The sequence below is a fragment of the Streptomyces sp. NBC_01320 genome (assembly GCF_035974375.1).
GTDB lineage: Bacteria > Actinomycetota > Actinomycetes > Streptomycetales > Streptomycetaceae > Streptomyces > Streptomyces yanii.
Genome location: NZ_CP108390.1, coordinates 1,586,940 through 1,611,142 on the forward strand (window position 1 = coordinate 1,586,940; position 24,203 = coordinate 1,611,142).

Genomic DNA, 24,203 nt, shown 5'->3' on the forward strand with positions numbered 1-24,203 from the left:
CAACTCCCCGCCACCCTGCAGCGGATCGCCACCCTGGGCATCACTCTGCCGACTCCAATGCTCGGTGGTGCCAACTCAGCCACTCAGGTGCCAACTGGGCGACCACAAGTGGACGTGTGACCGAGTGTCGTAGTCGGCCCGTCCCACCAGGTGCGGCGCTCATCTCGGGGGGCTCCGAGTGCGATCCTCGCCGACCCGAAGGTCTGCTGAGTGCCGGCCCGTGTCACCCCGGCTGAGTCAACTGAAGGTGCACCGCCGCGGTGGTACGCGCGGTATCGCCAGTGGCGAGCAGGTCCAACAGCGCTCCCCGCAGGGCTGCGAGAACGAGGGTGCGCTGCGCGAGCCCGGCCTCGGTATCGCGGAATTCGGCGGGCTGCCCGGCGGAGAGCAGCGCCAGCCAGTCGCCGACCGTATCGCGGGCGAAGCCGGCCCACGGCCCGTCCGGGTCAATGAGGGAGCGGGCGTAGCTTTCGACCCACAGTGTCAGCAGGCCGCGGTGAGCGGCGTCGGACAGCCACCGCCACAGTTCACGGGCGACCGGTTGCAGCCCCTGGGGCCCATCCTGCGAGCCGGCGATCTCCTTGATGACGGCCAGCTCGTCGGCTCTGGCCCGCGCGAGCAGGGCGCGGATCAGGCCGTCCTTGCTGCCGAACAGGTAGAGCAGCACACGCGGGCTGGACTGGATCTCCTCGGCGAGCGGGCGCAGGGACAGTTCGGTGAGGCCGCTGCGCAGAGCGTAGGCGTATGCGGCTTCCAGCAGCTCCTGCCGCCGCGGGGAGGGGTTTGTTTCGGATCGGGTCACCGGGCTAGTCTACTGAAACAGTCGTTTCAGTGTTGCGGGAGTGTGGACATCGTGGAGAAGCGTCAGGTGGTCATCCGGCCGCTGGACCGGCCCGGGGACCTGGGCTGGGTGGTGATGGCGCACGGCGCGCTCTACGACCGCGAGTTCGGCTGGGACACCAGCTTCGAGGCGCTCGTCGCCCGGATCGTCGCCGACTACGCCGAGCAGAAGGACCCCGGACCGCAGGCGGCATGGATCGCCGAGGTCGACGGAGTGCGGGCCGGATGCGTCTTCTGCGTCCGCGCAGACGACCGGACCGCGAAGCTGCGCCTGCTGCTCGTCGATCCCGCGGCGCGCGGGCTGGGCCTGGGTGCCCGCCTGGTCGAGGAGTGCCTGCGGTTCGCGCGGGAGGCCGGGTACGAGTCGATCACCCTGTGGACCAACGATGTGCTCGGCTCGGCCCGGCGCATCTACCAGAAGCAGGGCTTCGAGCTCATCGCCGAAGAGCCCCATCACAGCTTCGGGCACGACCTCGTCGGCCAGACCTGGCAGCGCCGCCTCTAGCGGAACCGCCGGGGCCGGCACCATGGCCGCCCCGACAACGCTGGGCCGACAGCCTTCCGCACCTTCTGGCGCTGGTCGAGCGTGGAGTGCAAGTGAGGGCGACCGGCTTCGGCCGGGTCGAACTCCGCGTCTCTGCAGGTGCCTGCCGGCTTCGCCTCCGTGAACCGGTCGCGAACGGCGATGCCAACAACACGTTCAAGGGGCCAATTTGGTACGCCTTGACTCGCCAGGCTCCTCCTGTCAGACGCACCTGCAGACGCCGAGATCGACCATGCGCAGCACCGTGTGGCACCAGTCGTGTTGCAGCTTCGGGGCCGGTGTTGTGGTCGGCGGCAGCAGGCCCGGTGCCCGGTCGGAGGCCAGAGTGCGGCACTGGTCGTTCCCCAGCCGGTTGCTGTAGGCAACGTGGCCGGTGTGCCGTGCCGTGTTCATCAGCTGTGGCGGGGCTCGAGCCGACGTGCCTCGCGGACGGGGCCACCCACATCCACATCGGCATCCCGACCACGTACCACCCGCCCGCCTTCGAGCTGGCCGCCTTCGGGCCCACCAGCCTCATGGAGTCCACCGCGCGGCGCACCACAAGTTCGGGATCGCTCGTCGGCGCAGCCGACTTCCCACCGCCGCTCGAAGTGCCGACGGACCACGGTCTTGGTCCGGTCGTAGACGATCGACATAGCAACACCGCCGAAGTGGGCAGGGGAGACCTCTTCCGCGTGGAGGCGGCGGCACCCTCCCCACCTGTCAGACCAGAACGTGCTCAAGCAGGTCAAGCAGGTCGCGGGTGGCGTCCACGGCACCGAGAGCGGGGAGAACACCGAGCGCAAGGACGGGCGCAGCGATGGACCACAGATACGGGGGCGGGGTGCTCTGAAGAGCGGCGATGCGGCGGGTGACGGCGCGGTCGGAGAAGCTCAGGGCGCAGGCGGGCCGCGGCCGTTGGGCGACGAGGGCTGCCTTGGCCAGAGCCAGGGCGGTGATGCTCCGATCCCCGACCGCTTCGGCGGCCTGTTCGTCGGCCCACCGTTCCACGAGGTAGGTGACAGTCGAGCGCAGCGGGTTGAGCAGAGGGTTGGCCGCGGAGGCGAGAGCGACGGCGTACGCGTACAGGGCGTGACGGTGAGTGAGGTGGGCCCGTTCATGGGCGAGCAGGACGCGGCGTTCGGCGGGCTGCAGGGCGCCCAGCATGGCGGCGGTGACCAGAATCCGACCGGGCGCGCTTGAGGTGGCGGGGATGGCGAAGGCTTGCGGGACCGGGGAGGCAGCGACGATAAGTTCGGTGTCCTCCGGGTGGCCCTCGCACAGGCGGTGCAGGGTGCGGCGGGTGGCGTACTCGGTGCGCAGGGCCCGGTAGATGCGGTGGGCGATGAGGCCGAGGGCCAGTACCGCGGCCAGCGCGATGATCTCGGGGACCGGTTCGGGCAGGCGCCGTCCGTCCTCGCGGGCCTCGGCTGCCACCGGCGGGGCCTCGTTGATGAGGGTGGCGGCCAGCAGGATCAGGGCCCAGGTGGTGGCGGCGGCGGTGAGGACGGCGGCCACGGTCAGGACGCGGGTGGCCAGGGCGGGTGCCACCCGCAGGCCCACCTGCGGGGCCACCGTGGTCAGGAGCAAGGACAGGACGAGCGGGATATAGACGTCGATCCTCACGGGCCGCTCCCGCCGAGCAGGTCGCGCAGGGCGCGTTCTTCTTCCGGGCTCAGCCCGGTAACGAACTGCTGGAGCGCGGCGATCGGGTCGGGGCCGCGGTCGAGGGCCTGATGCATGGCCTCGGCGGTGAGCTCGGCGGCGTTCTTCGCCGGCCGGTACGCGCCCCGGCGTCCGGCCACGTCACGGAGCACAAGCCCCTTGTCGTACAGGCGCCTGAGGATGGTGTGCACGGTGTTGTACGCGAGACCGCCACCGATCTCGGCCTGGATCTCGGCCGGGGTCAGCGCCTGTTCCGTCGCCCACAGGGCGGCGAGGACTTCGCTCTCCAGTTCACCCGCACTGCGCCGGTCCGCTCTGCCGTGGGGAGATGTACCTGTCATTCGGTCACCTTACAGCGCGTAGGGTTTTCAGGCAGGCGGTGCGGGAGCACCATCGTCACGGTCTCTCCCGTCACGGCATCTCTTGACCCGTGTGCGGATACTTCGCTGATCAGAATCAGACTCCACAAAGCCGTGGCGCCCAGCGCCGCGTAGAAATGGGGCCTCCGGCCTTCGGGTCCGGCATGACTTCCCCCCTTGTTGTTGATGATCCGGGGGGTGGTGTCACCGGGCCCGGAGGCATCGACGGACCGCTGATGAGGGGCTTGAGCACCGGCTTCACCCGAGCCGGAACAGCTCTCCGTAACGTGGATGTGGCAGCTCGGTGCCGTGGCAGGCCGGACGAAAGCGTGAGTGGAGGGGCCTGCACGTGATCGACATCAGCGACATCGACGTCTTCCTCGGACTGGATGTCGGCATGGGTGAACACCACGCCACCGCCGTCACACCGGCCGGGAAGAAGGCGTATGACAAGCGCCTGCCCAACACCGAACCCAAGCTCCGCGAGCTCTTCGCGAAACTCCAGGCCGTCCTCGACCAGCGCAAGCTGCTGGCCGGGCGGATCGAGGAACTGCTGGAGGCCCACTCTCTTACGAAGCTCCTGACCTCGATGCCGGGAGTCGGCGTCAGGACCGGAGCCAGGATCCTCATCGAGGTCGGCGACGGCAGCGCCTTCCCGACCGTCGGCCATCTCGCCGAATACGCAGGCCTCGCCCCGGCTACCCGCAGTTCGGGCTCCTCGATCCGTGGCGAACAGCTCTCCCGGAGAGGGAACGAGCAGCGCAAACGGGCCTTCTCCCTCTCCGCGTTCACAGCCCTGTCCGACCCGGCATCCCGGGCGTACTACGACAAGAAGATCGCCCAGGGCAAGCACCACACCCAGGCCCTGCTCTGCCTCGCCGGACGACAAGCCGGCGTCCTGTTCGCGATGCTCCGCGACGGCACTTTCTACGAACCGCGCCCGGCCAGTCCCTGACCGGCGTCTCCGTCAGGCGTCACCGCGGCGAGGAAGTGCTTCCAGGGCAGCCAGCAGCTCCGCGAAGCGCCGGTCCTGCGAGGTTCCCGCAGCCAGCTCGCTCAGAGCATAGGCCGTGGTCTTGAAGCCGTCTCCGTGGTGGAACTCCGCACCCCACGCACCAAGCCTCACCGAAGCCACCTCGTTCAGCCCCAGGCGATGGGTCCCCCAGGGATTGACCGCCACGATCCCGTCAGGGCCCACCTCAAGCCGGACTCTGAGAATCGCCCACCAAAAGAAGAACGCAACGCCGACGGCCAGCCCTGACCACAGCCCGGCCAACCGTGCCGTCTCCGCCCCCGGAGAAGAAACCCACCCAGCCCAACCGATGAGCGCCTGCACCCCTGCGACAGCCGGGATCCCATAGCCCGCCGCGCGAGCCGTCCCACCCACCCGCCACACCGATACCGAGTCCCCACCCGTGTCATCCACGCCTGCATTGTGAGCCACACCGCTTGATCAAACACATAGGGGCACCCCCAGCCATGCGATCTGGTACGCAGCTTCGCACCATGCGTCAAGTGAGGCGGTAGGCAGGACCAGCCCACGGCGCACGCCAATGATGACGAACCGGGGCCGTGCTGCTGCCCGGGCACTCAGTCAGGTTCTCACGGAAGTTGCTGTTTCTGTCGGGCAGTTGGGCTGGTCTGCGATGTGCGCGGTACGTCGGCGGCGGAAGAGGGCAGGCAGGCTCGGTGGGGTGAGGAAGCCCTCGGCACGGGCGCTAGCGATGCCGATACGCGGGAGGTCGCTGGTCTTCTCGAACAGCAGGAAGCGGGGCTCCCACACGGGGCGGTACTTGGCGTTGGCGCGGTAGAGGGACTCGATCTGCCACCAGCGGGAGAACAAGGTGAGCACCGAGCGCCACCCCCTCAGGACGGGGCCCGCCCCCAGGCGGGCGCCGCGTTCGAAGACGGCCCGGAACATGGCGAAGTTCAATGAGACCCGCCGTACCCCGAACTCGGCCGCGTGCAGGAGGAGTTCGACGACCATGAACTCCATCAGGCCGTTCTCGCAGGCGCGGTCGCGGCGCATCAGGTCCAGCGACAGCCCGTGCTCGCCCCAGGGCACGAAGCTCAGCAGGGCCCGGGGCTCCCCCTGGCTGTCGCGGCACTCCAGCATCACGCAGCGGCCGTCGTCCGGGTCGCCGAGCCGTCCCAGCGCCATGGAGAAGCCGCGTTCGGTCGCACCGTCCCGCCAGTGGTCGGCCTTGTCGATCAGGGTGGTCATGTCGCTGTCCGGGATGTCTCCGTGGCGGCGGATGCGCACGGTGTACCCGGCGCGGCGCACACGGTTGTGCGCCTGCCGTACGCCCCGCATGGCGCGCCCTTCGAGGGTGAAGTCCGCCAGGTCCACGATGGCCTCGTCGCCCAGCTCCAGGGCGTCCAGGCCGTGCCGGGCGTAGATCGTTCCGGCCTCCTCGCTCGCGCCCATCACGGCCGGCGTCCAGGCGTGCCGACGCGCCTCGTCCAGCCACGCCTCGATGGCGCCGGGCCATGCCTCTGGGTCGCCGATCGGGTCGCCGGAGGCCAGGGTCACACCGCCGATCACACGGTAGGTGACGGCGGCCTTGCCGCTGGGAGAGCAGATGACGGCCTTGTCGCGGCGCAGCGCGAAGTAGCCGAGGGAGTCGCGCTCGCCGTGCTTCGCCAGCAGTTCGCGCAGGCGTTTTTCGTCCACTTCGCCGAGCAGATCGCGGCCCCTCGGGGCGCGGAAGCAGGCGTACAGGACGAGGAGGAAGGTCGCGGCGATCAGAATGTTGATCGTGACGTCCACCCAGCGGGGCGCGTGCACGGCCTCGACGCGGTCGGCGAACGGGCCGATGCTGATGCCGCGCAGCAGGGTGTAGGCGATGCGGTCGCACAGGGAGCCTCCGGGCAGCCGGTTGGTGGCGCCGACGAGGAGGGTGCCGATGGTGCCGCTGACCAGGATGCCGACGACTCCCACGGCCATGGCCAGCTTCGGGTTGGAGCGGTCCCCGACGGCCTGGAACTCCGTGCGGCCGAGCAGCAGCGTGGCCACGAACAGGCCGGTGAGCAGGGCGGAGAGCCAGTTGAACGCATGCTGGCGGTACGGGTCTTGAGTCAGCGCGAGGATGTAGAGCGCGAACAATGGGCCCGCGAGCAGCATGTTGAAGATCCACGCGGCTCGTTTGCGGCGCCGCATCACCACGGCGAGGAACAGGGCCAGCGCAGCCGAGACCAGCCCGGCGGTGGCCAGGTATGGGGTGAAGAACTCGCCCGCGTTGTGCTCGTGGACCTCTTCACGGAACGGCAGCGAGACCACCGCCGCAATGTTGAGCAGGGCGAGCAGCCGCAGGTACCAGACCGTGGCCGCGGCTGCCCGTGGCCGGAGCCGTGGGAAGGTATGCGGCCGTCCGGCCTGTGCGGGGGTGTGGTGCGGGAGCGGGGATGGGTCCTTGGGGATCAGGACTGGCTGGGGTGCGGGCACCGTGAGGGATCACCTTGACAAGAGGCCGGGGGTACCGGCGGGGACGGGGACTGGCGGGCAGGTGTGTTGCGTGCGGCACGAATGCCCCAGGGGCGTCGGCGAGGACGGGGCACGAGCTGGGGTGCGGGCGCGTCCGGAGACGGAGCCCCACGGCCCGGGGCGTGTTTTCGGTCGAGGACCTGGCGCATGACCTCGGCGGTCATCTCGGCGGCATTCCGCACGGGTTCGTAGGCTCGGTCGGTGTCAGGGGCGGGCCGGACGAGGTCCTGCTCGCCAAGGTGCTGGAGGATGACGCGCAGGGTGTCGCGTGCGAGATCGTCGCCGGTCTCGGCCTGGATCTCGGCCGCGGTCAGCGCCCGGCCGGTGGCCCACAGGGCAGCGAGAACCTCGCTCTCCAGCTCACGAGCGCCCTGCCGCTCGCCGCGGCCCGCGGTCACGGTCGTCCCACCCTCACCGGGTCGGCGCACAGGCGCTCCTCGTCGACGACCGTGCGCGCGGTGCCGCCGACCGGGTTTACGTTCAGCAGCAGGAAACGGGTGCTCACCCGGCCTGCTCCCGCGTGCAGACGATCGACAGGTTGTCCTTGACGGTGAAGTACGGCTCCACCCGCACCCCGGCGGAGCGCTGCGCCGGATAGACGAAGGACTTGTGCGTGCCGGGGATGTCATCCCAATGCCTGCCCACCCGCAGCGGCTCCTCGCCCGTGTCCGCGTCGCGACAGTCGAGGTACAGGTCCCAGATCCATTCCCGGGCGGTGCAGGCGATGGCCAGGGTTTCCAGCGGGATCCGCACCTGGAACCGGCCGCCGTATTCGTCGGCCGGCAGGCGCATCTCGGCGCGGCTTCCGTCGCGGGCCTTGAGGACGAGGACAGCCTTCTCGGCCGTCGCTCCGACCAGGGACAGGCGCAGCAGGATCTGTCCGTCGCGTGGCCAGACCTCGTCGACCTCCGCGCTGCACTCCTGCGGACTGCGCGTCAGTTTGGCCATGTTCGTCCTTAGCGTTCGTCGGCATTCGCCCCTGGTCCTACAGTCTGTAGGGTACTGGAAACCCTACATCTTGTAGGGCGCGAGGGGCGAGTGATGATCAAGACCCTGAACACGACGTTCAACCGTGCCGCCCGTCGTGAGCCGCCGCTGATCACGGGCACGTGGTGGGACCGGAGCGGCGAGTGGTGGCTGGCGGCGGTGGCGGGCGCGTTCACCTTGGCGCAATTGGTCATGGTGCGGCCCGGGATGGGGCTGGGCTGGGACGAGTCGGTTTACGTCAGCCAGGTCAGCTCCCACGCACCGGCCGCGTTCTTCAGCGCGCCACGTGCCCGCGGGGTCTCCCTGCTGGTCGCCCCGATCGCCTCGTGGACGTCGTCCACGCCGCTGCTGCGGGTCTATCTGTCGCTGCTGTCCGGCCTCGCACTGTTCCTTGCCCTCCGCGCTTGGCGGGCGCTGTCTCCGGTACGGGTGCCGGCGTTGGCGGGTGCCCTGTTCGCGAGCCTGTGGGTGACCGTGTTCTACGGTCCGCAGGCGATGCCCACCTACTGGGTCGCGACCGGCGCGCTCGCGGGCGTCGGCTGCTTCCTGCGCGCCCAGTCCGACCGCACCCGGCACGGTGCGGTGTGTGGGCTGGCAGCGAGTGCGGCACTGATGGCGTGGATGCGGCCCGCGGACGCCGTATGGATGAGTCTGCCGCTGCTCGTGGCGTTGGTTGTCGTGCGCCGGTGGCGCTACTGGCGGCTGCTGTTCGCTCTGGTGGCGGGGCTGGTGGCCGAGGCGGGCGAGTGGGTGATCGAGGCGCACCTCAGTTACGGCGGGCTGGGCGCCCGGCTGACCAAGGGCTCCCGGATCCAGGGAGGCCTGGGCTTCAACAACGCCGTCGACGACCAGCTGCGCAGCCTGGCCGGACGTACTCTGTGCCGCCCGGGTACCGGGACCATGCGGGCCGAGCCACTGCTCGCCTGGTGGTTCGCCCTGCCGGTGTTCGCGGTCGTCGGGCTGGTGGTGGCGATGAAGGCCCGGCGCACGGCGGCCACGCTGCTGCCCCTGGCCTGCGCGGTGACGGCGGCGCTCCCGTACCTGTTCCTGGTCGGGTACGCCGCTCCCCGCCTCCTGCTGCCGGCCTACGCGCTGTTGGCCATCCCGGTCGCCGACGCGCTCGGGTGGTTGGTCACCGCCCCGAGACGGAGGTGGCGCCCCCTGGCTGTAACCCTTGTGGCGGTGAGGCTCACCGGGCATCTGGCGGTGCAGAACGCGGTGTTCCAGCACACCGTGGAGCGCACCACCGCCGCCCACCAGGACTGGGCCCGCGTCACCGGCGAACTGCACCGCCTCGGCATACGCCCGCCGTGCCTACTCACCGGGCACGCGGCGGTCCCGATCGCCTTCTACGCCGGGTGCTCATCCGTCGCGACCAGCGGCCCCAACGCCAACACCACCAAGGCGGCCATCACCCGGACGGCCCAGCGGGAGCCGGTGGCGGTGCTGACGACCCGTACGGGACGTCCCCCGTCCTACGCCCGCAGCCGGCATCCGTATCGGATGGACAACGGCACTTTCGCCTATGTCGCTGCCGCCGCACCGGAGAGCGGACGCCGATGACCACACCGTCCGACGCTCCCGTCATCTCGGGAAGGCAGGCCTCCTGGCACACCGCGGCCACGCTGCTCGTCCTGCTCGTCGCGGCCGTGCTCGCGGCCCGGCACTGGACGGTCATCGACACCGGGACGCAGGAGTTGGCCGCCGCCGACCGCGGCTGGCTGCTCGTAGCGGCCACCGCCGCCGCATTGACGTGGGGCTGCGCGGCCCTCGTCCAGCAGGGCACGGTCACCGAACCACTGCCTGCCGGACGGCTGGTGGCAGCCCAGTTCGCCGCGTCCGCCGCCAACCACGTCCTGCCCGCCGGAGTCGGCGCGGGCGCGGTCAACTGGCGCTTTTTGACCCGCTGCGGACTCACCCCCACCGACACGGCGACCGCCCTCGCCCTGAAGGCCACCGCGAGCGCCACCTCCCGCGCCGCCCTGATCACCGGGCTCAGCGTGGCCTGCCCCGGCATCCTCCACCTGCCGCACCTTCCCGCAGGCATCCCCGCCATGCTCCTCGTGTCCGCCGCGGCGACCATCGCACTCCTCTCCCGTCTGCTGCGCACCCGGATCCGCGACCGGCTCCAGACGGCGCTCGCGCAGGTGAGGGCGGTGCACGAACTCCCGGCGCGAGCGGCGGCGTTGTGGGGCGGCTCGCTCGCCTTCGCCGCATCGCACGCCCTCGTCGTGTACGCCGTCACCCAGGCCCTCGATATACCGCTGCCCGCTGCCCGGGTCGCCCTGGCGTACCTGGCGGCGAGCAGTGCCGCCGTGCTGCTGCCCACCCCCGGCGGTATCGGTTCCCTGGATGCCGCGCTCGTCCTGGCTCTGGTCACGGCCGGGATCCCGGGCGGCGCAGCCGCGACGGTCGTCCTCGGCTACCGGCTGCTGACGGTCTGGCTGCCGTTGGTCCCGGGTCTGCTGGTGCTGGCTCTCCTGGTACGCCGCAAGGTGCTGTGACCCGGCCTCGGCCGAGGGTTGCACGGGGAGGACACGCCAGACACGAGCACAGGGACGCGGAGTGGTGAGCATCGGCCGGCGTACGGGAGTGCTCGGCGCCGGCAGAGGGTCCGAGGGCGAAGCCGATGACGGCCCGCCGCCGGGCCGGTTGCGAGCGAAGGCGGTGCCGCCATGGGTGACGGCGACGGCGCGCACGATGGTCAGGCCGAGGCCGGAGCCGGCCAGGCTGCGGGCGCTGTCGGCGCGGTAGAAGCGGTCGAAGACGCGGGGCAGGTCGGCGTCGGCGATGCCCGACACGCGGTCGCGCACCTCCACCTGGAGACCCGCCACCACCATCTCGATGAGGGCTTTTCCCTCCTGGTCGAACTTCACCGCATTCTCCGAGAGGTTGGACACGGCGCGCTGCACCGCGGCAGGGCGGGCCCGTACAACGGTGTCGTCGGCCTCGACGAGGATCTTCCGTCCGGGTACGCCGACGAGCGAGGTCGGCCGCCTTCTCTGCTGCCGTACACAGCGCGACTTCGGCGGGCTCCTCGGTGTCCCGGTCCCCGGCCGCCAGGTCCTCCAGTTCGTCGGCCAGATCGACCAGTTCACGGGTCTCACCCTTCATGTCAGCGATCAGGTCGGCCTTCAGCTGCCGGGGCAGTTCGTCGACGCGGTTCAGGAGCGCCACGTTCGCCGTTAGCGACGTCAGTGGCGTACGCAGTTCGTGCCCAGCGTCTTGGACGAGCCGCCGCTGCAGCTCTTCGGACGCCACAGGCCGCCCCAGCATCCCGTCGAACGCCCGTCCCAGCCGGCCGACCTCGTCCTGCCCCGCGACGGGAACCGTCGTCTCCAGACGGCCGGTCCTCGCCACGTACCCCGCCACGCCGGTCAACCGGACCAGACGCCCGGATCCGACGCGCCAGCCACCAGCCGAGCAGGCCGGCCGCCACGATGACGGCGCCGCACCGGGAGATGAGCGGCTTCCCGGCCCACGAAGGACCTGCCCGGACTGTTGCACCCGCGCATCGGGCACAGTCTGCGCGCCGAGGCCACGGACGCACGCCCGATGGGCTGGGGCTCGCTGACCTGGGACGGCCTGGGCACCGACGCCGTGCTGCTGGCCGCCGATGCATGGAAGGACCGCGGCCTGGTCACCGCTCTGCTGCACGCCCTGGCCGAGGCCGCCGAGGACATAGGCTGCCAGGTGCTCCGGCTGTACGCGGCCCACGGTGACGACGCCGCACGGCCGGGCGATCACCGACCTCGACCGGCCGTGCACCGTCGCGCACGCCGATACCGAAGCGACCGTCTACGCCATACACCTCACCTCTCCAGCATCCGCAGGGCACGCCCCTGATGACCCGGACGAGGCGGACCAGCCGCCGCTTCCGACCTCCGTTGCCTGAACGGCTCCCCCGCAGACTCGTGTTGCCGTGCCGCTTCATGAAAGCTTCACGGACGGACTCGTAGGTGCCACACGATGCTCCGGTTGCCTACGGGGCATGGACGAGCCTCACCTCACACGCAAACTCGCCGTCGCGGCGCATGCCGGGCTGGCCGGGTCGCTGCTCGGCGCCGCCACCCTGCACGTCGGCTGGGCGAAGCAGGTGGATGCGGTCCGGCACACGGTGAGCGACTACGCGCTGAGCGACGGCGCGGGGTGGGTCTTCACCGGAACCGTGGCCTGCCTCGCGGCGGGATCGACGGCGCTGCTCGCCGGACTCGTCCGGTCCGGGCTGCCACTCAAAGCCGCGGAGACCGCCCTGCTGGGGGCGTGGTGCGGCGGGATGGCCCTCACCGCCGTCTTCCCCACCGACCCGAACGGCAGCGCCCCCTCCACACGCGGGCTGGTGCACCGGTACGCCGCGGGCGGCGCCGTGGCGGCGCTCCCGGCCGCCGGATTGCTGATCGCCCGGCAGCTCGGGGAGCTGCCCGGTTGGGAGGCGACGGCACGGTCCCTGCGCCGGACCTCCTGGGCGAGTACGGCGGGCGGCTTCGGCTTCCTGTGCGCGCACCTGTGTGCCACGGCCCCGGCCACCCCCGCGGCACGGTCCATCGCCGGCCGGCTTGGACTCGCCGAGCGGGTGACGCTCGGGCTGGAGACGGGCCTGCTGTTCGTGCTGGCCAGTGCGGTGCGGGCGAAGCGGGGCCGGAAGTGACCTGGATCGCCGGCGTCCTGGCGGTCCTGGACTCGTGCTGCTTCGCGGCCGGAGCCCGGCTGCAGCACTCCGCCTCCGCGAGCCCGGCGTCCTTGACGACCGTGGTCCGGCGGCCCCGCTGGCTGGCCGGGCTGGTGCTCTTCGCCGCGGGCGCGGTCCTGCACGTCAACGCGCTGCGGCTGGCCCCGCTGACCGTGGTCCAGCCGGCCGGGGTGCTCGGGATCGTGGCGAGCGTGCTCTGGGGGCTCAGGACACGGGGCGCCCGGCTGCGGCGCGGCACTGGGTGGGCGTTGGCGGCGATCCTCGTCGGGGCAGGCTCGTTCGCGGTACTCGCCGCGCTGGTCACCGTGTCCGTCCCGGTCACCACGGCGGCGCAGATCCAGGCGGGTGCGGGGGTCTGCGCCGTGGTGGCCGTCTGCCTGCTGTCCGGCCGTCTGTTCAATGGCCGCAGCCGGTGCCTGGTTCTGGGCATGGGCGGCGGCGCGGCGTACGGCTACACCTCGCTGCTGACGCGGGCCGCGACGGAGCAGTACGCCGCGCAGGGTGTGACCGCGGGCCTGCTCGGCACGCTCGCCGGTCTCGCCGTGACGGTCCTCGCGGGCTTCTGGCTCGTGCAGCACGCCCATGCCTCGGGCCCGCCCGAGATCACCGTGGCCTCGCTCACCCTCGTGGACCCGATGGTCGCCGTCGCCATCGGCGTCGGCCTGCTCGGCGAGGCCCCCGACCTGACCCCGCTGACCGCCGGTGCGGGTCTGGCCTGTGCCGCCCTCGCGGTCGGCGGAGTCGTCCGTCTCTCGCGTGATGTCCCCACCGTCTCGTCCCCTTCCCCTGATTCCTCCCCCCTTCCGTCCCTTCCCCTCCCTTTTGCCCGATAGGAGCACCACATGCCCGGCAGCCCCCGGCAGCGGATCGTCATCGGCGCGGACACCTATCCGCCCGACGTCAATGGCGCCGCGAACTTCGCCCACCGCCTGGCCATCGGGCTCGCCGGCCGAGGCCACGACGTCCACGTGATCTGTCCCTCTGCCGGCGCCGGTCCCGAGCGCGCCACGGTCGACGGGGTGACCGTGCACCGGCTCGCCTCCCACCGCACCCCGTTCCACCCCGCCTTCCGCATCAGCCTGCCCTGGCAGATCCGCGGCTCGGTCACCCGGCTGCTGGACCGGGTCGCACCCGACGTGGTCCACGTCCAGTCCCACTTCGCGGTGGGCCGGACGCTGGCCGCCGCCGCCCGCCGCCCGCCGCAAGTCCATATCGGTGGTGGCGACCAACCACTTCATGCCGGAGAACCTCATCGGCTACACCCGCATCCCCGACCGGATCGCCGACACCGCCTGCCGACTGGCCTGGAGCGACTTCGTGCGGGTCTTCCGTCGCGCCCAGATCGTCACCGCCCCCACCCCCCGCGCCGTACAGCTGCTGCACCAGCACGGCCTGGGCAGCACCGCCCGCGCTGTGTCGTGCGGCCTCGACCTGCACCGCTTCACCCAGGCCACGGTGAAGAGAGAGGACGAGGGACTGCGCGTGCTGTTCGTGGGCCGGCTCGACACGGAGAAGAACGTGCACGAGCTCCTGCGCGCCCTGCCGCTCCTGCCCGCAGAACTCCGGGTCACCGCGGAGATCGTGGGCGACGGATCCTGCCGCCGCGACCTGGAGGCACTCGCCCGCGAACTCGGCATCGCCGACCGCGTCACCTTCCACGGCCTGGTCAGCGACCAGGCCGTCCTGGACGCCTACGTCCGCTGCGACGTGTTCTGCATGCCCGGCACCGCCGAGCTGCAGAGCCTGGTCACCATGGAAGCCATGGCCGCCGGGAAGCCCGTCGTCGCCGCCGATGCCATGGCCCTGCCCCATCTGGTGCACCCCGGACGCAACGGACTGCTCTTTCCGCCTGGCGACGTCCCGGCCCTGGCCTCGGCCCTCGGTTCGGTCTTGGGTGACACTGAAGCCCGTATCCGCATGGGCGAGGCCAGCCGCGAGATCGTCGCCCACCACGACATCGGACGCACCCTGGACACCTTCGAAGACCTCTATCGGGAAGCGGCCGGACACCTGCGGTCGACGGTCGCCCAGCGCCTCCCCAAGGCCCGTGAGAACAGAGAACAGCATGAGTACGCAGCGCATTCTGATCGTTGACGACGAGCCCAAGATCCGGATGACGGTGCGCGGCTATCTGGAGGCGGACGGCTTCGAGGTCGTGGAGGCGCAGGACGGCCCGTCGGGCCTGTCCGCGGTCGTCACCGGGCAGCCCGATCTGGTCGTGCTCGACGTGATGATGCCCGGCCTCGACGGGTTCGCGGTACTGCGCCGGATCCGCGCGACCAGCAAGGTACCGGTGATCCTGCTCACCGCCCGGGCTGAGGAGGTGGACCGGGTCATCGGCTTCACCGCGGGCAGCGACGACTATGTCACCAAGCCGTTCAGCCCGCGCGAGCTCGCCCTGCGGGTACGGGCCATCCTGCGGCGCGCGGACGGCCCGCCCGACGCCACCGAGGACCGGACGCTGCGCTTCGACGGACTGGTCATCGACCCGGACACCCGTACGGTCACCGCCGGCACCGATCGTACGGTGGAGCTCTCCGCGCTCGACTTCGACCTGCTGGTGGCCCTGGCCGGCACTCCCGGCCGGGTGTTCACCCGCCGCGGGCTGATCGAGCACGTATGGGGCCGCGACTTCTTCGGCGACGAACGCGTGGTGGACGTCCACATCCGCACCTTGCGGCGCGCGCTGGGCGACGACGCGAGCGCGCCCCGCTTCGTGGGCACGGTCCGCGCCATCGGCTACCGCTTCCTCGCCCGCCCCGCCGCGTGACCGCCTCGGTCGCGGAAAGGACTCTGACGACGTGACGCTGCGCTTCCCGGCCCGCGTAGACCGGCTGGTACGGCGGCTGCCGCCCCTGCCGCTGACCATCCGCCTGGCGCTCTCCCACGTGGCGGTCCTGGTCGTGGCGCTCATGGCGATGAGCGTCGCCGCCGACACCTTCGACGTCTTCGACCGCCGCGGACTCGTCGGGCGCCCCGGGCACGTGGACTTCGACCCGCTGGTCGGGTCCGCGCTGACCGTCGGCGCGACCGCGGCGCTCGTCCTGTCCCTCGTCTTCTCCCGCTTCCTGCTACGGCCCCTGCGCCGGGTCCGCGCCGCAACCCACCGCCTCGCCGACGGACACTACGGCGACGTCCTCGACGTACCCCGCGAGCCGGGACTCGCCGCGCTCGTCGAGGACGTCAACCGGCTGGCGGCCGCACTCGCCGACACCGAACGGCGCCGTGCCCGCCTGGTCTCCGAGATCGCCCACGAGATGCGCACCCCCATCACCATCCTCAGCGGCCAGATCGAGGGCATCGCTGACGGCATCTTCGCCCCCGACGACGCCATGTTCGCCTCCCTGACGGACGACCTCGCCCGGCTGCGGCGACTCGCCGACGACCTCTCCAGCCTCTCCCTGGTCGAAGAGAGCGCCTTCACCCTGCACCCCGCGCCCACCGACGTGACCGCGCTGGCCCAGGCCACCGCCGAGCGGCTGCGCCCCCAGTTCGACGACAGTCAGGTCGCGCTCCACGTGACCCCCGGCCCGCACGTCACCACCCTGCTCGATCCGGGCCGTATCACCCAGGTGCTGGTCAACCTCCTCGGCAACGCCCTGGTCGCCTGCGACCCCGGAGGCCGGGTATCGGTCACCGTGCACACCAACCCCGACCCGACGCCCCACGTCGAGATCCGCGTCGAGGACACCGGAATCGGCATCACCGACCACGACCTGGCCCGAATCTTCGCCCGCTTCGAACGCGTCGAGCACCCCGGACGACCAGCCCCCGCGGGCGGCAGCGGCATCGGCCTGACCATCGCCCGCGGCATCGCCCGAGCCCACGGCGGTGACATCAACGTCGCCTCCCCCGGCCTGGGCAAAGGCGCCACCTTCACGGTGCGCCTGCCGCTGCGGCAGACGCAGTCGGCGTAGGTCCGAGCGCCGGGGCCGGGTCGTGGGCTCGGCGCACGCGCAGGGCGTGGACGCCACCGGCCGGGTTCGTTGCACACCAGTTCGGAGCGGCCGGGTCGCAGCGTCACCGTGGTTGAGGTCGACGCGCCCGGGATGATGCCTTCCTCGGCCCCTGCGCCGCGGCCACGTGGCACGCCTCCACCCCATGCCGCCGCGGCATCGATGCCCCCGGAGAGCCGATGGGGCGCTGCCCAACGGAGTGGCCTGCCGACCCCAGCCGGACTCGGTCTCGAACCTCTGTGCGCTAACCCTCCTGCACCACGGGGCGCGCGTGCTCGACGGTGTCGTCAATGAGGACGACCTGGTGTCCGACGGCGGCGAGCAGCGAGGCGGCGATCGCGGCCCGGAAGCCGCTGCGGCAATGCACCCAGTACTCGGCCTCTGGCAGGGACACGATGGCGTTGGGCAGTTCGGGCAGCGGGATGTGGCGGGCGCCGGGCAGGTGGCCGGAGCGCCACTCGCGGTCACTGCGGACGTCCAGGACCTCCACCTGTCGCCCGGGCCGGACAGTGGCGAGGGTGGCGAAGTCGGATCGCGGGTAGGAGGCCAGCTCTTGTGGGCCGACCCATTCAAGCGGGTTTCCGACGGCGGCAGCCGCAAGATGGTCGAAGCCGATCCGCAGCAGCTCGATGCGGGCTGACTGCAACTCGTTGTGGTCGGCGGCCAGCAGGGTGACGGGAGCGTCGAACGGAACCAGCCAGCCAAGGTAGGTGGCAAGGGATCCGGAGGCGTCGAAGTTGACCGTGCCTGGCAGATGGACCGGCGCGTAGTCGGCTCGCAGACGCACGTCGACCACCCACTCGCCCGCTGTGATCCGGTCGGCCAGTTCGGCCGGATCCGCAAGCCTTGGCCCGGGGAGCGAGGCGCGGGGCGGCGGCCCGGCGGCGTTGATCGGCGCCATCCGGCGGTAGTACGCGGGGCAGGGCTCCAAACCCGTCAGTGTCCCGGTCACGAAGGCGTCTTCGGTTTGGCTGAAGACAGGGTTCACGGCCCGTTCGCGGCCGATGGTGGAGCGTTGGACCGCGCCGACGGTCGTCGCGGCGCAGAAGCTGCCGAAGCCGTGGGTCGGCAGGATGACGGTGTCTTCGGCTAGTACCTCGGCCAGGTGGCGCACTGATCGGTACTGCTGGTGGGCGAGCGGCTCGGCCAGGTCTGCACCCATGAGGTCCGTACGGCCCGTGGTGCCGTACAGCAGGGAGCCGCCAGTGCATACCAGCCGAGGCGCCGCGTCGGCGGGTGCGAAGGCGTAGGCGAGGTGGTGGTCGGTGTGCCCGGGTGTGGCGATCACCTGGATCCGCAGCTTCCCGGCCGTCAGTTGGTCGCCGTCGCCGACCCGGACGGCGTCGAAGCCAAGGGGCGGCCCGGCTGGCACCGCGTACGCCGCCTGGCAGCGGCGGGCGAGCTCCAGACCGCCTGTCACATAGTCGTTGTGCAGGTGGGTCTCCACGACCGTGTCGAGCCGCAGGCCGCGGTCCTCGAGCACACTGGTGACGCGCTCCAGGTCACGTTGCGGGTCCACTGCGACCGCGACCGACCCGTCTGTGATCAGGTAGCTGCGGTTCCCGAGGCTGAGCGTGGAGATCTGGATGATCTCCACGCTATCGGGCAGCCGCTCGGAGAGCCGCAGCTCGGCCTGGGTGGCCCGGCCCGGCTCCGCCTCGACCGGCATCTCCGTGACACCACGCGGCGAGAGCGCCCGCAACACCCAGTGCCCCGGGGGCACGTAGAAGCGGAATTCCCCGAACGCGGAGGTGACTACCTCACCGACGAACTCCCCTGCCGGATCGAGCAGCCGGACCCAGACGCCCGCGGCCGGCCCGTCGGCGACCTGGACGCGGCCGGTCACGACGGTTCGGGTGGTGGGTTTGGGATCCACAGGTGTCGCAGTCATCTCTGATCCGTCTCGTGCAGCCCCACCTATGCTTCCGGCGGGGTCACTTCTCGATTGGAACGCCGACCATCGAGCCGTACTCGGTCCACGAGCCGTCGTAGTTCTTCACGTTGGGGTGGTCGAGCAGTTCGTGGAAAACGAACCACGTGTGGGCGCTGCGCTCGCCGATCCGGCAGTAGGCGATGGTGTCGCGGTCGAAGTCGACGCCTGCGTCGAGGTAGAGTGCCCGGAGTTCCTCGTTTGTCTTGAAGGTGCCGTCGTCGTTGGCCGCCTTGGACCAGGGGACGTTTCTGGCACCGGGGATGTGACCACCGCGCTGCGCCTGCTCCTGCGGCAAATGGGCGGGGGCCAGCAGCTCACCTGAGAACTCCTGGGGGGAGCGGACGTCGATCAGGTTCTGGTTCTGCTGCCCGATCGAGGCCAGCACCTCGTCACGGAAAGCCCGGATCGAGTAGTCCGGCTCCTTGGCGGTGTAGCCGGTCCTCGGTCGCTGCGGCACCTCGTCGGTGAGCGGCCGCGACTGCAGTTCCCAGATTTTGCGACCGCCGTCGAGCAGGCGCACGCGCTCGTGCCCGTAGACCTTGAAGTACCAGTAGGCATAAGCGGCGAACCAGTTGTTGTTGCCGCCGTACAGGACAACGGTGTGGTCGGGCATGATGCCGCGCTCCGACATCAGCTCCTCAAAGCGCTTCTGATCCACGAAATCGCGGCGGACCGGATCCTGCAGATCGTTCTTCCAGTCCAGCTTCACTGCGCCCGGGATGTGACCGGTGTCGTAGGCGCTCACATCCTCGTCAACCTCGGCGATCACCATGCTCGCGTCGTCCACGTGCTGCTGCACCCAGTCGGCGTCGACCAGGGATTGGTCACGGCTCATGGGCATGCCTTTCACTCGGGGTGTACCCCTCTTCCAGCACAACCCCTGCCTCGGAAGGCGTCAACATCAGGATCCGCCTGGCAACTGCAGGAACCCCGCTCCAGAGCTGGAGCGCGCCGGTCGCAGGGCCGCTGAATGACGTCGCCGGTGCTGACGATGGCTGGAGGCTCGCTCCAAGCCCCTGGGTGCCGCTCAGGCATCTGGCGTGCGCCGTAGCGGGCGGACCCGCGGGGTGGCCTCTACCGGCCGGTCACATCGAGCTCGGCGTACATGCCGGCGGCGTACTGGCCGGGTTCGTTGCACACCAGTTCGTAGCGGCCGGGCCGCGGCGGCGAGGGGGAAGACGCCGGAGCCGGTGTCCTGCCAGCTGACGGGGTAGACGATCACGGGTGCGTAGGTGAAGAACTGCTCTCCGTAAGCGGCTCGCAGGATCGCGTTCCAGGCCACGGGCCGTAGGGCCGCGGCAAGCGCACCGGTCGCGACGACGGCGCGGCTGCCCGGGTGGCGGCGATGAGGACGGCGGCGAGGACGGCCGACAGCGCGGCGCCGTAAACGACCTGGACATCCCACATGCCACCCGGCTGGACCTCGACTACGGCAAGGCCGGAGCGGGACCGGCTTGGCTACGTGACGTCTGCAGCCGACTCAAGGAAAGCGGGCTAGAGCCGTTGGAAGGGCTCAAAGGCTACGACGAGGCCAGCGACATCCGCGACGATCTCGAGCCCAAGGAGATTCGCACGATCCTGCAGCACCTGCGCACGTTCGGGATCTTCTACGCCGCGCCGCTTGACCTCGACTACGCCATGCTGCAGGAGTTCCAGGCCGCCTACAAACATCCTGAACCGGGCGACCGCGACCCGCACTCCAGCGACCCCACCAACACGGCCATGGGAGAGGTGGGAGAGGGGGGAACCAGGCTGGCCTACTGGAGTAACGAGGCACGCCTTGAACTGCTGCGTTGGTACCGCTACCTGTTCCTGTCGCGCTCGAAACCAAGCACCCACCTGCAGGCGCTCGGCCACCTGAGCGACGGCGAGCCGAGCGCAAACCGGAGGTATGGGTGCCGACCGTTGCGCTCCTGTCGCTATCGGTGAGTCGGCAGGAGCGCGAGTGCCGTCCGTTGCGACTGGTCAAGCCGAGCTTCTCCAGGCAGCCGAGTTTCACGGCTCCCGGGGTAGCAGATGGCGGAGGTCTGGGCATGAGTTGGTACCGCTGGTACCGTGGATACCATGTCGGAGCCCAAGGCCATGAATCTACGCTTCCCCGATCCCGAGCAGCGGGCCGCCATCGCGGCCGCCGCAAAGCAGGAAGGGGTCAGCATGCAGGAGTACATCCTGTCCGCCGCCTACGCCCGCGCCACCGCCATCGAGCACAGGTTCCTGGACAGTTTCAAGGAATCGATGGCTCGCAGCGGCGCCGCGTTCGCCGCCGAGCCCAGCAGCATCGACGCCACCGCGGAGCAGCGTGCCGCTGAGCAGCAGGCGCGCGAGTTCGAACAGCAGGGGCAGGGCCACGCCGCGTGACCCAGCCCGAACCGATCCACCCGCTCGACGTCACCTACCTGCTGCACGCCGCCGAGCTCCTCGACGGCGACCCCCAGGTCGACGACTACGGCCCCCTCTACGCCGCGGTCGCGCGCGTCAACGCCCAAGCCATGGACCGTGCCATCTACGGCTCCCTGCACCTCAAAGCAGCAGCCCTCCTCCAGACCCTGGCAAAGTTGCCTTGCCTGGAGCATTCCAATGAAGCCTTCGCCTGGCACACCGCCGAGGCCTACCTCGCCCTCAACGGACACCGGCTCGACTACCCGCCCAAAGCAGCCCTCGCACTCGTTCGGGACGCTGCCTCCGGAGCGCTCGGTGTCGCCCGGATCGCCCGCCAGCTGCACGGCTGGACCGTCACCTGACTCCTCGGGCAGAAGTCTGGGCAGCGGGGGACGGGCCCGCCCGGTCGACGCGCGAAGGGCTGTGTCACGTTGGTGGGGGTGTGGCCGACTGATGGCGTGTCAGGGTGTGGTGGGGTCGGGTGGCAGTTTCGAGTCAGGCCGCGGTGGGCATGGCGGCGGCACCGGTGATCTGGTCCCAGATCGCGAAGCGGATGGTCATCTCGGCGCGGTGGCCAGCCGCAGTCATCAGGTAGCGGCGTGGCCTGAAGTGGGGTGAGATGCCACTGAAGGCGGACAGGAATCTTTGTGCGACGCCGATCGCCCCGACCTCAGCCTTCGGCACCCAACGCCCCGTCACCAACCTCCATAGACAGGGACAAACACACACCGTGCTGTAGCGACCGGCAACCAACTGAGGTTTTCTCAACGAAATGATCTCGTGAGGTGACTCGGCCCAGCGGATCCCGCGAGCCGCGATGGGTCCTGCGGCGCCGGCGGTCGTACTGTCGCCGGCGGCGGGTCGGCACCCCGCGCGGTAGCCGGGCACTCGGAAAGGGAGCCCTCGGGGAGATCGTGTTCGAGGTCGCGGATCTTGCCGGGAAGTTCGGCGATGCGGGTGCGCTGGGGGCCGTCCGCGACGCGACGGTAGGCCTGGTTGTAGGCGTCCCGACCGAGCCCGGAGTGCTCGATCAGCTGGTTGCGCAGCACGTGCAGGCCGGTGCTGCCGACGATGTGAGGAAAGAGCCGGCGCAGGGCGTCGCGGGTCAACTGGCGCTGCGCTATGAGGGACTGGGCGATGTGACCTTCCGCCATGTCGACCTGAGGCATGAACGCCTCCCCTCCCGCGATCACGTCAGCGATCGTCCGGCGGCGGCCTTGCGTTTCGGTGGTCTGCGAGGCGGAGGCGATGGCCGCGCGGGCGGCCGGGATAGCTGCCTCCGCGGCGTCGGCCAGGACGGTCGCGTGCATCAGCAGCGCATGGCGCGCGGTGAGTTCGTCCAGCTGTTCGCGAAGGTAGCTGTGCGTGCGCAGGGCCTGGTCCTCCTGCGCGGTGGGGGCCTGTCGGGGGTCGGCTGAGGCGGTGACCTCGGTGAGGGTGGAGGCGACCTGCACCAGCTGCGAGCACGGTTGCCGACTCATGCGGCCGACACACCTCAGCCGTTCACCGACGAACAGGCGCGCTCCGCGCAGAGCGGCCTCGGGGACACCGAGCGCGCACGGTTCCGCTTCGGCCTGCTGTGGGACGAGACCATCCACGAGCAGCCCGATACCCCGGAAGGGAATGGCCGCGACCGACGCACGTCATGCCACCACGTTCTGCGGGATCTCCTGCTCCGCCCAGATGATCTTACCGTCCGTGGTGTAGCGCGTACCCCAGCGTCGCGACAGCTGCGCCACGAGGAAAAGGCCACGCCCGCCCTCGTCCAGGGTACGTGCATGCCGCAGCCGTGGTGAGACGCTGCTCGAGTCGAAGACCTCGCAGGTCAGGACGGACTCGCGGATCAGTCGCAGGCAGATGGGACCCGCGGCGTAGCGGATGGCGTTGGTGACCAGCTCGCTCACCAGGAGTTCCGTGGTGAACACCAGGTCGCTCAGGCCCCAGGCTTCGAGACACCGCCCCGCCATGGCGCGCGCGCCGGACACGGCGGCCGGGTCGGAGGGCAGATCCCATGAAGTCACCCGGTCCGCGCCAAGCCCGTGGATGCGTGCAATCAGCAGGGCCACGTCATCGTCCCACCCATCGGCGTCCGGCCTTTCCAGCAGCTCACCGCACATGTCCTCCAACGGCCGGTCAGGGCTCGCCAGGGCCGCGCACAGCCGTGCCAGACCGACGTCCGGATCCTGGCCGCGGACCTCGAACAAGCCGTCGGTGTACAGAGCGAGCAGGGTTCCCTCCGCCAGCGCGATCTCGGCGGACTCGAACGGCAGACCTCCCAGACCGAGCGGCGGACCCGCCGGGAGATCGGGGAGGACCACCGGCCGGTCAGGACCGACGACGGCGGGTGGCGGATGACCGGCCCGCGCCATGACACACGTGAGGGCCACCGGATCGTAGACCGCGTATAGGCAGGTCGCACCGAGTTCCGACGGCGCTTGGCCGTGGTCCTCCGGGGATTCCTCGGCGATGAGCCCCAGCATCAGATCGTCGAGGTGGGCCAGGATCTCCTCGGGCGCCAGGTCGAGATTGGCAAGGGTGCGCACGGCGGTGCGCAGCCGGCCCATAGACGCCGCTGCGGTGATGCCGTGTCCGACCACATCACCGATCACCAGGGCGACCCGTGCCCCGGAGAGCGGGATGACGTCGAACCAGTCGCCGCCCACACCTCCGCCCGAGGGCAGATACCGCGTCGCCACCTCGACCGTCGCCTGCGCCGCGATCCGGCGTGGCAGCAGGAAGCGTTGCAACGCCAGCGCGGTATTGCGTTCCCTGGTGAACTGGCGGGCGTTTTCCACACCGAGCGCGGCCCGTCCGACGATCTCGTCGGCCACGAGGAGGTCGTCGTCGTCGAACGCCTCGCGCGGCGCACGACGGAGCAGGGTCGTCATCCCCACCACACTGCCGCGCGCCCTGACCGGGACCAGCATCAGCGCGCACGGGCTGAGGATCGGTGCGGCCGTTCCGAGCAGCGCATCGGTGGCGATCCAGCCTGCGCACCCCTGCGCGGGCACGACTTCTCTGCGAGAGGTCCCGTCGGACAGGCACTGCGCGCCCGGTGAACCCAGCGGGAACTGCACCAGACGCCCGACTGCCGCGATCCCCTCCGGCCCGTCGCCGTCGGTGCCCCTGCGTGCGACCCGCCGCAGCCGTTCGACGCCGGACAACGCTCCGTCAGGGGACTCGCCTTGCAGCACGGAGTCGAAGATATCCACGGTGATCAGATCGGCCAGGTCCGGAACACACACCTCGGCCAGGCCCTCCGCGAGGCTGAAGACGTCGAGAGTCCTGGCCGTCCACGCTCCGGCCTTGCTCAGCAGTGCGAGATGCTCCCGGGCACGCCATCGGTCGGTGACGTCGAGAACCATGTAGCAAACCCCCCGCACCGCG

24 protein-coding genes and 4 pseudogenes are annotated in these 24,203 nt (G+C 70.6%); 14 read left to right on the forward strand and 14 right to left on the reverse strand.

Annotated features, from left to right (window positions below):
• Positions 1 to 223 precede the first annotated feature (223 nt).
• On the reverse strand, positions 224 to 802 hold the full coding sequence (locus OG395_RS07640; protein WP_327242203.1) for a TetR/AcrR family transcriptional regulator: 579 nt from the start codon (positions 800 to 802) through the stop codon (positions 224 to 226).
• A gap of 51 nt (positions 803 to 853) precedes the next feature.
• Between OG395_RS07640 and OG395_RS07645 the strand changes: the two genes are divergently transcribed.
• On the forward strand, positions 854 to 1,345 hold the full coding sequence (locus tag OG395_RS07645) for a GNAT family N-acetyltransferase (protein ID WP_327242204.1): 492 nt from the start codon (positions 854 to 856) through the stop codon (positions 1,343 to 1,345).
• Positions 1,346 to 1,585: 240 nt separating this feature from the next.
• On the opposite strand, the gene OG395_RS07650 is transcribed toward OG395_RS07645, so the two are convergent.
• The 3 genes from OG395_RS07650 to OG395_RS07660 all read right to left on the reverse strand — a co-directional run bounded on the left by OG395_RS07650 (position 1,586) and on the right by OG395_RS07660 (position 3,369).
• Positions 1,586 to 1,777 carry a hypothetical protein gene (locus OG395_RS07650; RefSeq protein WP_327242205.1) on the reverse strand — a complete coding sequence of 64 codons (192 nt, stop codon included), beginning with the start codon at positions 1,775 to 1,777 and terminating at the stop codon, positions 1,586 to 1,588.
• Between the two features lie 309 nt (positions 1,778 to 2,086).
• Positions 2,087 to 2,989 carry a M48 family metalloprotease gene (locus OG395_RS07655; protein ID WP_327242206.1) on the reverse strand — a complete coding sequence of 301 codons (903 nt, stop codon included), beginning with the start codon at positions 2,987 to 2,989 and terminating at the stop codon, positions 2,087 to 2,089.
• Entirely contained in the window at positions 2,986 to 3,369 is a 384-nt protein-coding gene (locus OG395_RS07660; RefSeq protein ID WP_327242207.1) for a BlaI/MecI/CopY family transcriptional regulator, read from the reverse strand. Before OG395_RS07660 ends, OG395_RS07655 begins: the two co-directional genes overlap by 4 nt.
• Before the next feature lie 388 nt (positions 3,370 to 3,757).
• Between OG395_RS07660 and OG395_RS07665 the strand changes: the two are divergent.
• Positions 3,758 to 4,342: pseudogene (locus OG395_RS07665) on the forward strand (transposase); the annotation flags it as partial.
• A gap of 12 nt (positions 4,343 to 4,354) precedes the next feature.
• Here the strand turns inward: OG395_RS07665 and OG395_RS58175 are convergent.
• The 4 genes from OG395_RS58175 to OG395_RS07685 all read right to left on the reverse strand — a co-directional run bounded on the left by OG395_RS58175 (position 4,355) and on the right by OG395_RS07685 (position 7,819).
• Entirely contained in the window at positions 4,355 to 4,513 is a 159-nt protein-coding gene (locus OG395_RS58175) for a hypothetical protein (protein WP_442818524.1), read from the reverse strand.
• A gap of 468 nt (positions 4,514 to 4,981) precedes the next feature.
• Positions 4,982 to 6,832 (reverse strand): phosphatidylglycerol lysyltransferase domain-containing protein, encoded by a 1,851-nt coding sequence (locus OG395_RS07675; protein WP_327242210.1) that lies wholly within the window; start codon positions 6,830 to 6,832, stop codon positions 4,982 to 4,984.
• Entirely contained in the window at positions 6,808 to 7,269 is a 462-nt protein-coding gene (locus OG395_RS07680) for a BlaI/MecI/CopY family transcriptional regulator (protein WP_327242211.1), read from the reverse strand. Before OG395_RS07680 ends, OG395_RS07675 begins: the two co-directional genes overlap by 25 nt.
• Positions 7,270 to 7,372: 103 nt before the next feature.
• Complete coding sequence (locus OG395_RS07685) at positions 7,373 to 7,819, reverse strand: hypothetical protein (protein ID WP_327242212.1); 447 nt, start codon at positions 7,817 to 7,819, stop codon at positions 7,373 to 7,375.
• Positions 7,820 to 7,912: 93 nt separating this feature from the next.
• On the opposite strand from OG395_RS07685, the gene OG395_RS07690 reads away from it, so the two are divergent.
• On the forward strand, positions 7,913 to 9,421 hold the full coding sequence (locus OG395_RS07690) for a hypothetical protein (RefSeq protein ID WP_442818525.1): 1,509 nt from the start codon (positions 7,913 to 7,915) through the stop codon (positions 9,419 to 9,421).
• The gene (locus OG395_RS07695; RefSeq protein WP_327242213.1) at positions 9,418 to 10,362 is read left to right on the forward strand and encodes a lysylphosphatidylglycerol synthase transmembrane domain-containing protein; all 945 of its coding nucleotides are present in this window, start codon (positions 9,418 to 9,420) and stop codon (positions 10,360 to 10,362) included. Before OG395_RS07690 ends, OG395_RS07695 begins: the two co-directional genes overlap by 4 nt.
• Before the next feature lie 109 nt (positions 10,363 to 10,471).
• Here the strand turns inward: OG395_RS07695 and OG395_RS07700 are convergent.
• Positions 10,472 to 11,306: pseudogene (locus OG395_RS07700) on the reverse strand (HAMP domain-containing sensor histidine kinase); the annotation flags it as partial.
• Positions 11,307 to 11,359: 53 nt separating this feature from the next.
• On the opposite strand from OG395_RS07700, the gene OG395_RS07705 reads away from it, so the two are divergent.
• The 7 genes and pseudogenes from OG395_RS07705 to OG395_RS07735 all read left to right on the forward strand — a co-directional run bounded on the left by OG395_RS07705 (position 11,360) and on the right by OG395_RS07735 (position 16,465).
• Entirely contained in the window at positions 11,360 to 11,704 is a 345-nt protein-coding gene (locus tag OG395_RS07705) for a hypothetical protein (protein WP_327249762.1), read from the forward strand.
• Positions 11,705 to 11,849: 145 nt separating this feature from the next.
• Entirely contained in the window at positions 11,850 to 12,506 is a 657-nt protein-coding gene (locus OG395_RS07710) for a DUF998 domain-containing protein (RefSeq protein ID WP_327242214.1), read from the forward strand.
• Complete coding sequence (locus OG395_RS07715; RefSeq protein ID WP_327242215.1) at positions 12,503 to 13,381, forward strand: hypothetical protein; 879 nt, start codon at positions 12,503 to 12,505, stop codon at positions 13,379 to 13,381. Before OG395_RS07710 ends, OG395_RS07715 begins: the two co-directional genes overlap by 4 nt.
• A 9-nt stretch (positions 13,382 to 13,390) precedes the next feature.
• Positions 13,391 to 13,744: pseudogene (locus OG395_RS07720) on the forward strand (glycosyltransferase); the annotation flags it as partial.
• A 22-nt stretch (positions 13,745 to 13,766) separates the two neighbouring features.
• Positions 13,767 to 14,642 (forward strand): glycosyltransferase, encoded by an 876-nt coding sequence (locus OG395_RS07725; protein ID WP_327242216.1) that lies wholly within the window; start codon positions 13,767 to 13,769, stop codon positions 14,640 to 14,642.
• A complete protein-coding gene (locus tag OG395_RS07730) occupies positions 14,614 to 15,318 on the forward strand; it encodes a response regulator transcription factor (protein ID WP_327242217.1) in 705 nt (234 codons plus the stop codon). The genes OG395_RS07725 and OG395_RS07730 overlap by 29 nt, the downstream gene beginning before the upstream one ends.
• A 31-nt stretch (positions 15,319 to 15,349) precedes the next feature.
• A complete protein-coding gene (locus OG395_RS07735; protein ID WP_327242218.1) occupies positions 15,350 to 16,465 on the forward strand; it encodes a sensor histidine kinase in 1,116 nt (371 codons plus the stop codon).
• A gap of 283 nt (positions 16,466 to 16,748) precedes the next feature.
• Here the strand turns inward: OG395_RS07735 and OG395_RS07740 are convergent, their stop codons facing one another.
• Both OG395_RS07740 and OG395_RS07745 read right to left on the reverse strand, forming a co-directional pair.
• Entirely contained in the window at positions 16,749 to 18,395 is a 1,647-nt protein-coding gene (locus OG395_RS07740; protein ID WP_327242219.1) for a DUF1416 domain-containing protein, read from the reverse strand.
• A gap of 43 nt (positions 18,396 to 18,438) precedes the next feature.
• The gene (locus OG395_RS07745; RefSeq protein ID WP_327242220.1) at positions 18,439 to 19,272 is read right to left on the reverse strand and encodes a sulfurtransferase; all 834 of its coding nucleotides are present in this window, start codon (positions 19,270 to 19,272) and stop codon (positions 18,439 to 18,441) included.
• 668 nt (positions 19,273 to 19,940) lie between these two features.
• Between OG395_RS07745 and OG395_RS07750 the strand changes: the two genes are divergently transcribed.
• The 3 genes from OG395_RS07750 (at position 19,941) to OG395_RS07760 (ending at position 21,178) form a co-directional block, all read left to right on the forward strand.
• On the forward strand, positions 19,941 to 20,366 hold the full coding sequence (locus OG395_RS07750) for a hypothetical protein (protein ID WP_327242221.1): 426 nt from the start codon (positions 19,941 to 19,943) through the stop codon (positions 20,364 to 20,366).
• Positions 20,367 to 20,501: 135 nt separating this feature from the next.
• Complete coding sequence (locus OG395_RS07755; RefSeq protein WP_327242222.1) at positions 20,502 to 20,795, forward strand: type II toxin -antitoxin system TacA 1-like antitoxin; 294 nt, start codon at positions 20,502 to 20,504, stop codon at positions 20,793 to 20,795.
• On the forward strand, positions 20,792 to 21,178 hold the full coding sequence (locus OG395_RS07760; protein WP_327242223.1) for a fic family toxin-antitoxin system, toxin component: 387 nt from the start codon (positions 20,792 to 20,794) through the stop codon (positions 21,176 to 21,178). Before OG395_RS07755 ends, OG395_RS07760 begins: the two co-directional genes overlap by 4 nt.
• Before the next feature lie 133 nt (positions 21,179 to 21,311).
• Here the strand turns inward: OG395_RS07760 and OG395_RS07765 are convergent.
• The 3 genes and pseudogenes from OG395_RS07765 to OG395_RS07775 form a co-directional block, all read right to left on the reverse strand.
• Positions 21,312 to 21,473: pseudogene (locus OG395_RS07765) on the reverse strand (IS6 family transposase); the annotation flags it as partial.
• 107 nt (positions 21,474 to 21,580) lie between these two features.
• Positions 21,581 to 22,297, reverse strand: coding sequence for a hypothetical protein (locus OG395_RS07770; RefSeq protein ID WP_327242224.1), 717 nt, complete (start codon positions 22,295 to 22,297; stop codon positions 21,581 to 21,583).
• 162 nt (positions 22,298 to 22,459) lie between these two features.
• Entirely contained in the window at positions 22,460 to 24,181 is a 1,722-nt protein-coding gene (locus OG395_RS07775) for an ATP-binding SpoIIE family protein phosphatase (protein WP_442818743.1), read from the reverse strand.
• Positions 24,182 to 24,203 lie beyond the last annotated feature (22 nt).

Excerpts from the sequence above, each read along its gene's own strand:
- OG395_RS07745 (WP_327242220.1), bottom strand. The coding sequence starts at position 19,272 with ATGAGCCGTGACCAATCCCTGGTCGACGCCGACTGGGTGCAGCAGCAC.
- OG395_RS07740 (WP_327242219.1), bottom strand. The coding sequence starts at position 18,395 with ATGACTGCGACACCTGTGGATCCCAAACCCACCACCCGAACCGTCGTG.
- OG395_RS07755 (WP_327242222.1), top strand. The coding sequence starts at position 20,502 with ATGTCGGAGCCCAAGGCCATGAATCTACGCTTCCCCGATCCCGAGCAG.
- OG395_RS07685 (WP_327242212.1), bottom strand. The coding sequence starts at position 7,819 with ATGGCCAAACTGACGCGCAGTCCGCAGGAGTGCAGCGCGGAGGTCGAC.
- OG395_RS07695 (WP_327242213.1), top strand. The coding sequence starts at position 9,418 with ATGACCACACCGTCCGACGCTCCCGTCATCTCGGGAAGGCAGGCCTCC.
- OG395_RS07770 (WP_327242224.1), bottom strand. The coding sequence starts at position 22,297 with ATGAGTCGGCAACCGTGCTCGCAGCTGGTGCAGGTCGCCTCCACCCTC.
- OG395_RS07690 (WP_442818525.1), top strand. The coding sequence starts at position 7,913 with ATGATCAAGACCCTGAACACGACGTTCAACCGTGCCGCCCGTCGTGAG.
- OG395_RS07730 (WP_327242217.1), top strand. The coding sequence starts at position 14,614 with ATGAGTACGCAGCGCATTCTGATCGTTGACGACGAGCCCAAGATCCGG.
- OG395_RS07775 (WP_442818743.1), bottom strand. The coding sequence starts at position 24,181 with ATGGTTCTCGACGTCACCGACCGATGGCGTGCCCGGGAGCATCTCGCA.
- OG395_RS07660 (WP_327242207.1), bottom strand. The coding sequence starts at position 3,369 with ATGACAGGTACATCTCCCCACGGCAGAGCGGACCGGCGCAGTGCGGGT.
- OG395_RS07650 (WP_327242205.1), bottom strand. The coding sequence starts at position 1,777 with ATGAACACGGCACGGCACACCGGCCACGTTGCCTACAGCAACCGGCTG.
- OG395_RS07710 (WP_327242214.1), top strand. The coding sequence starts at position 11,850 with ATGGACGAGCCTCACCTCACACGCAAACTCGCCGTCGCGGCGCATGCC.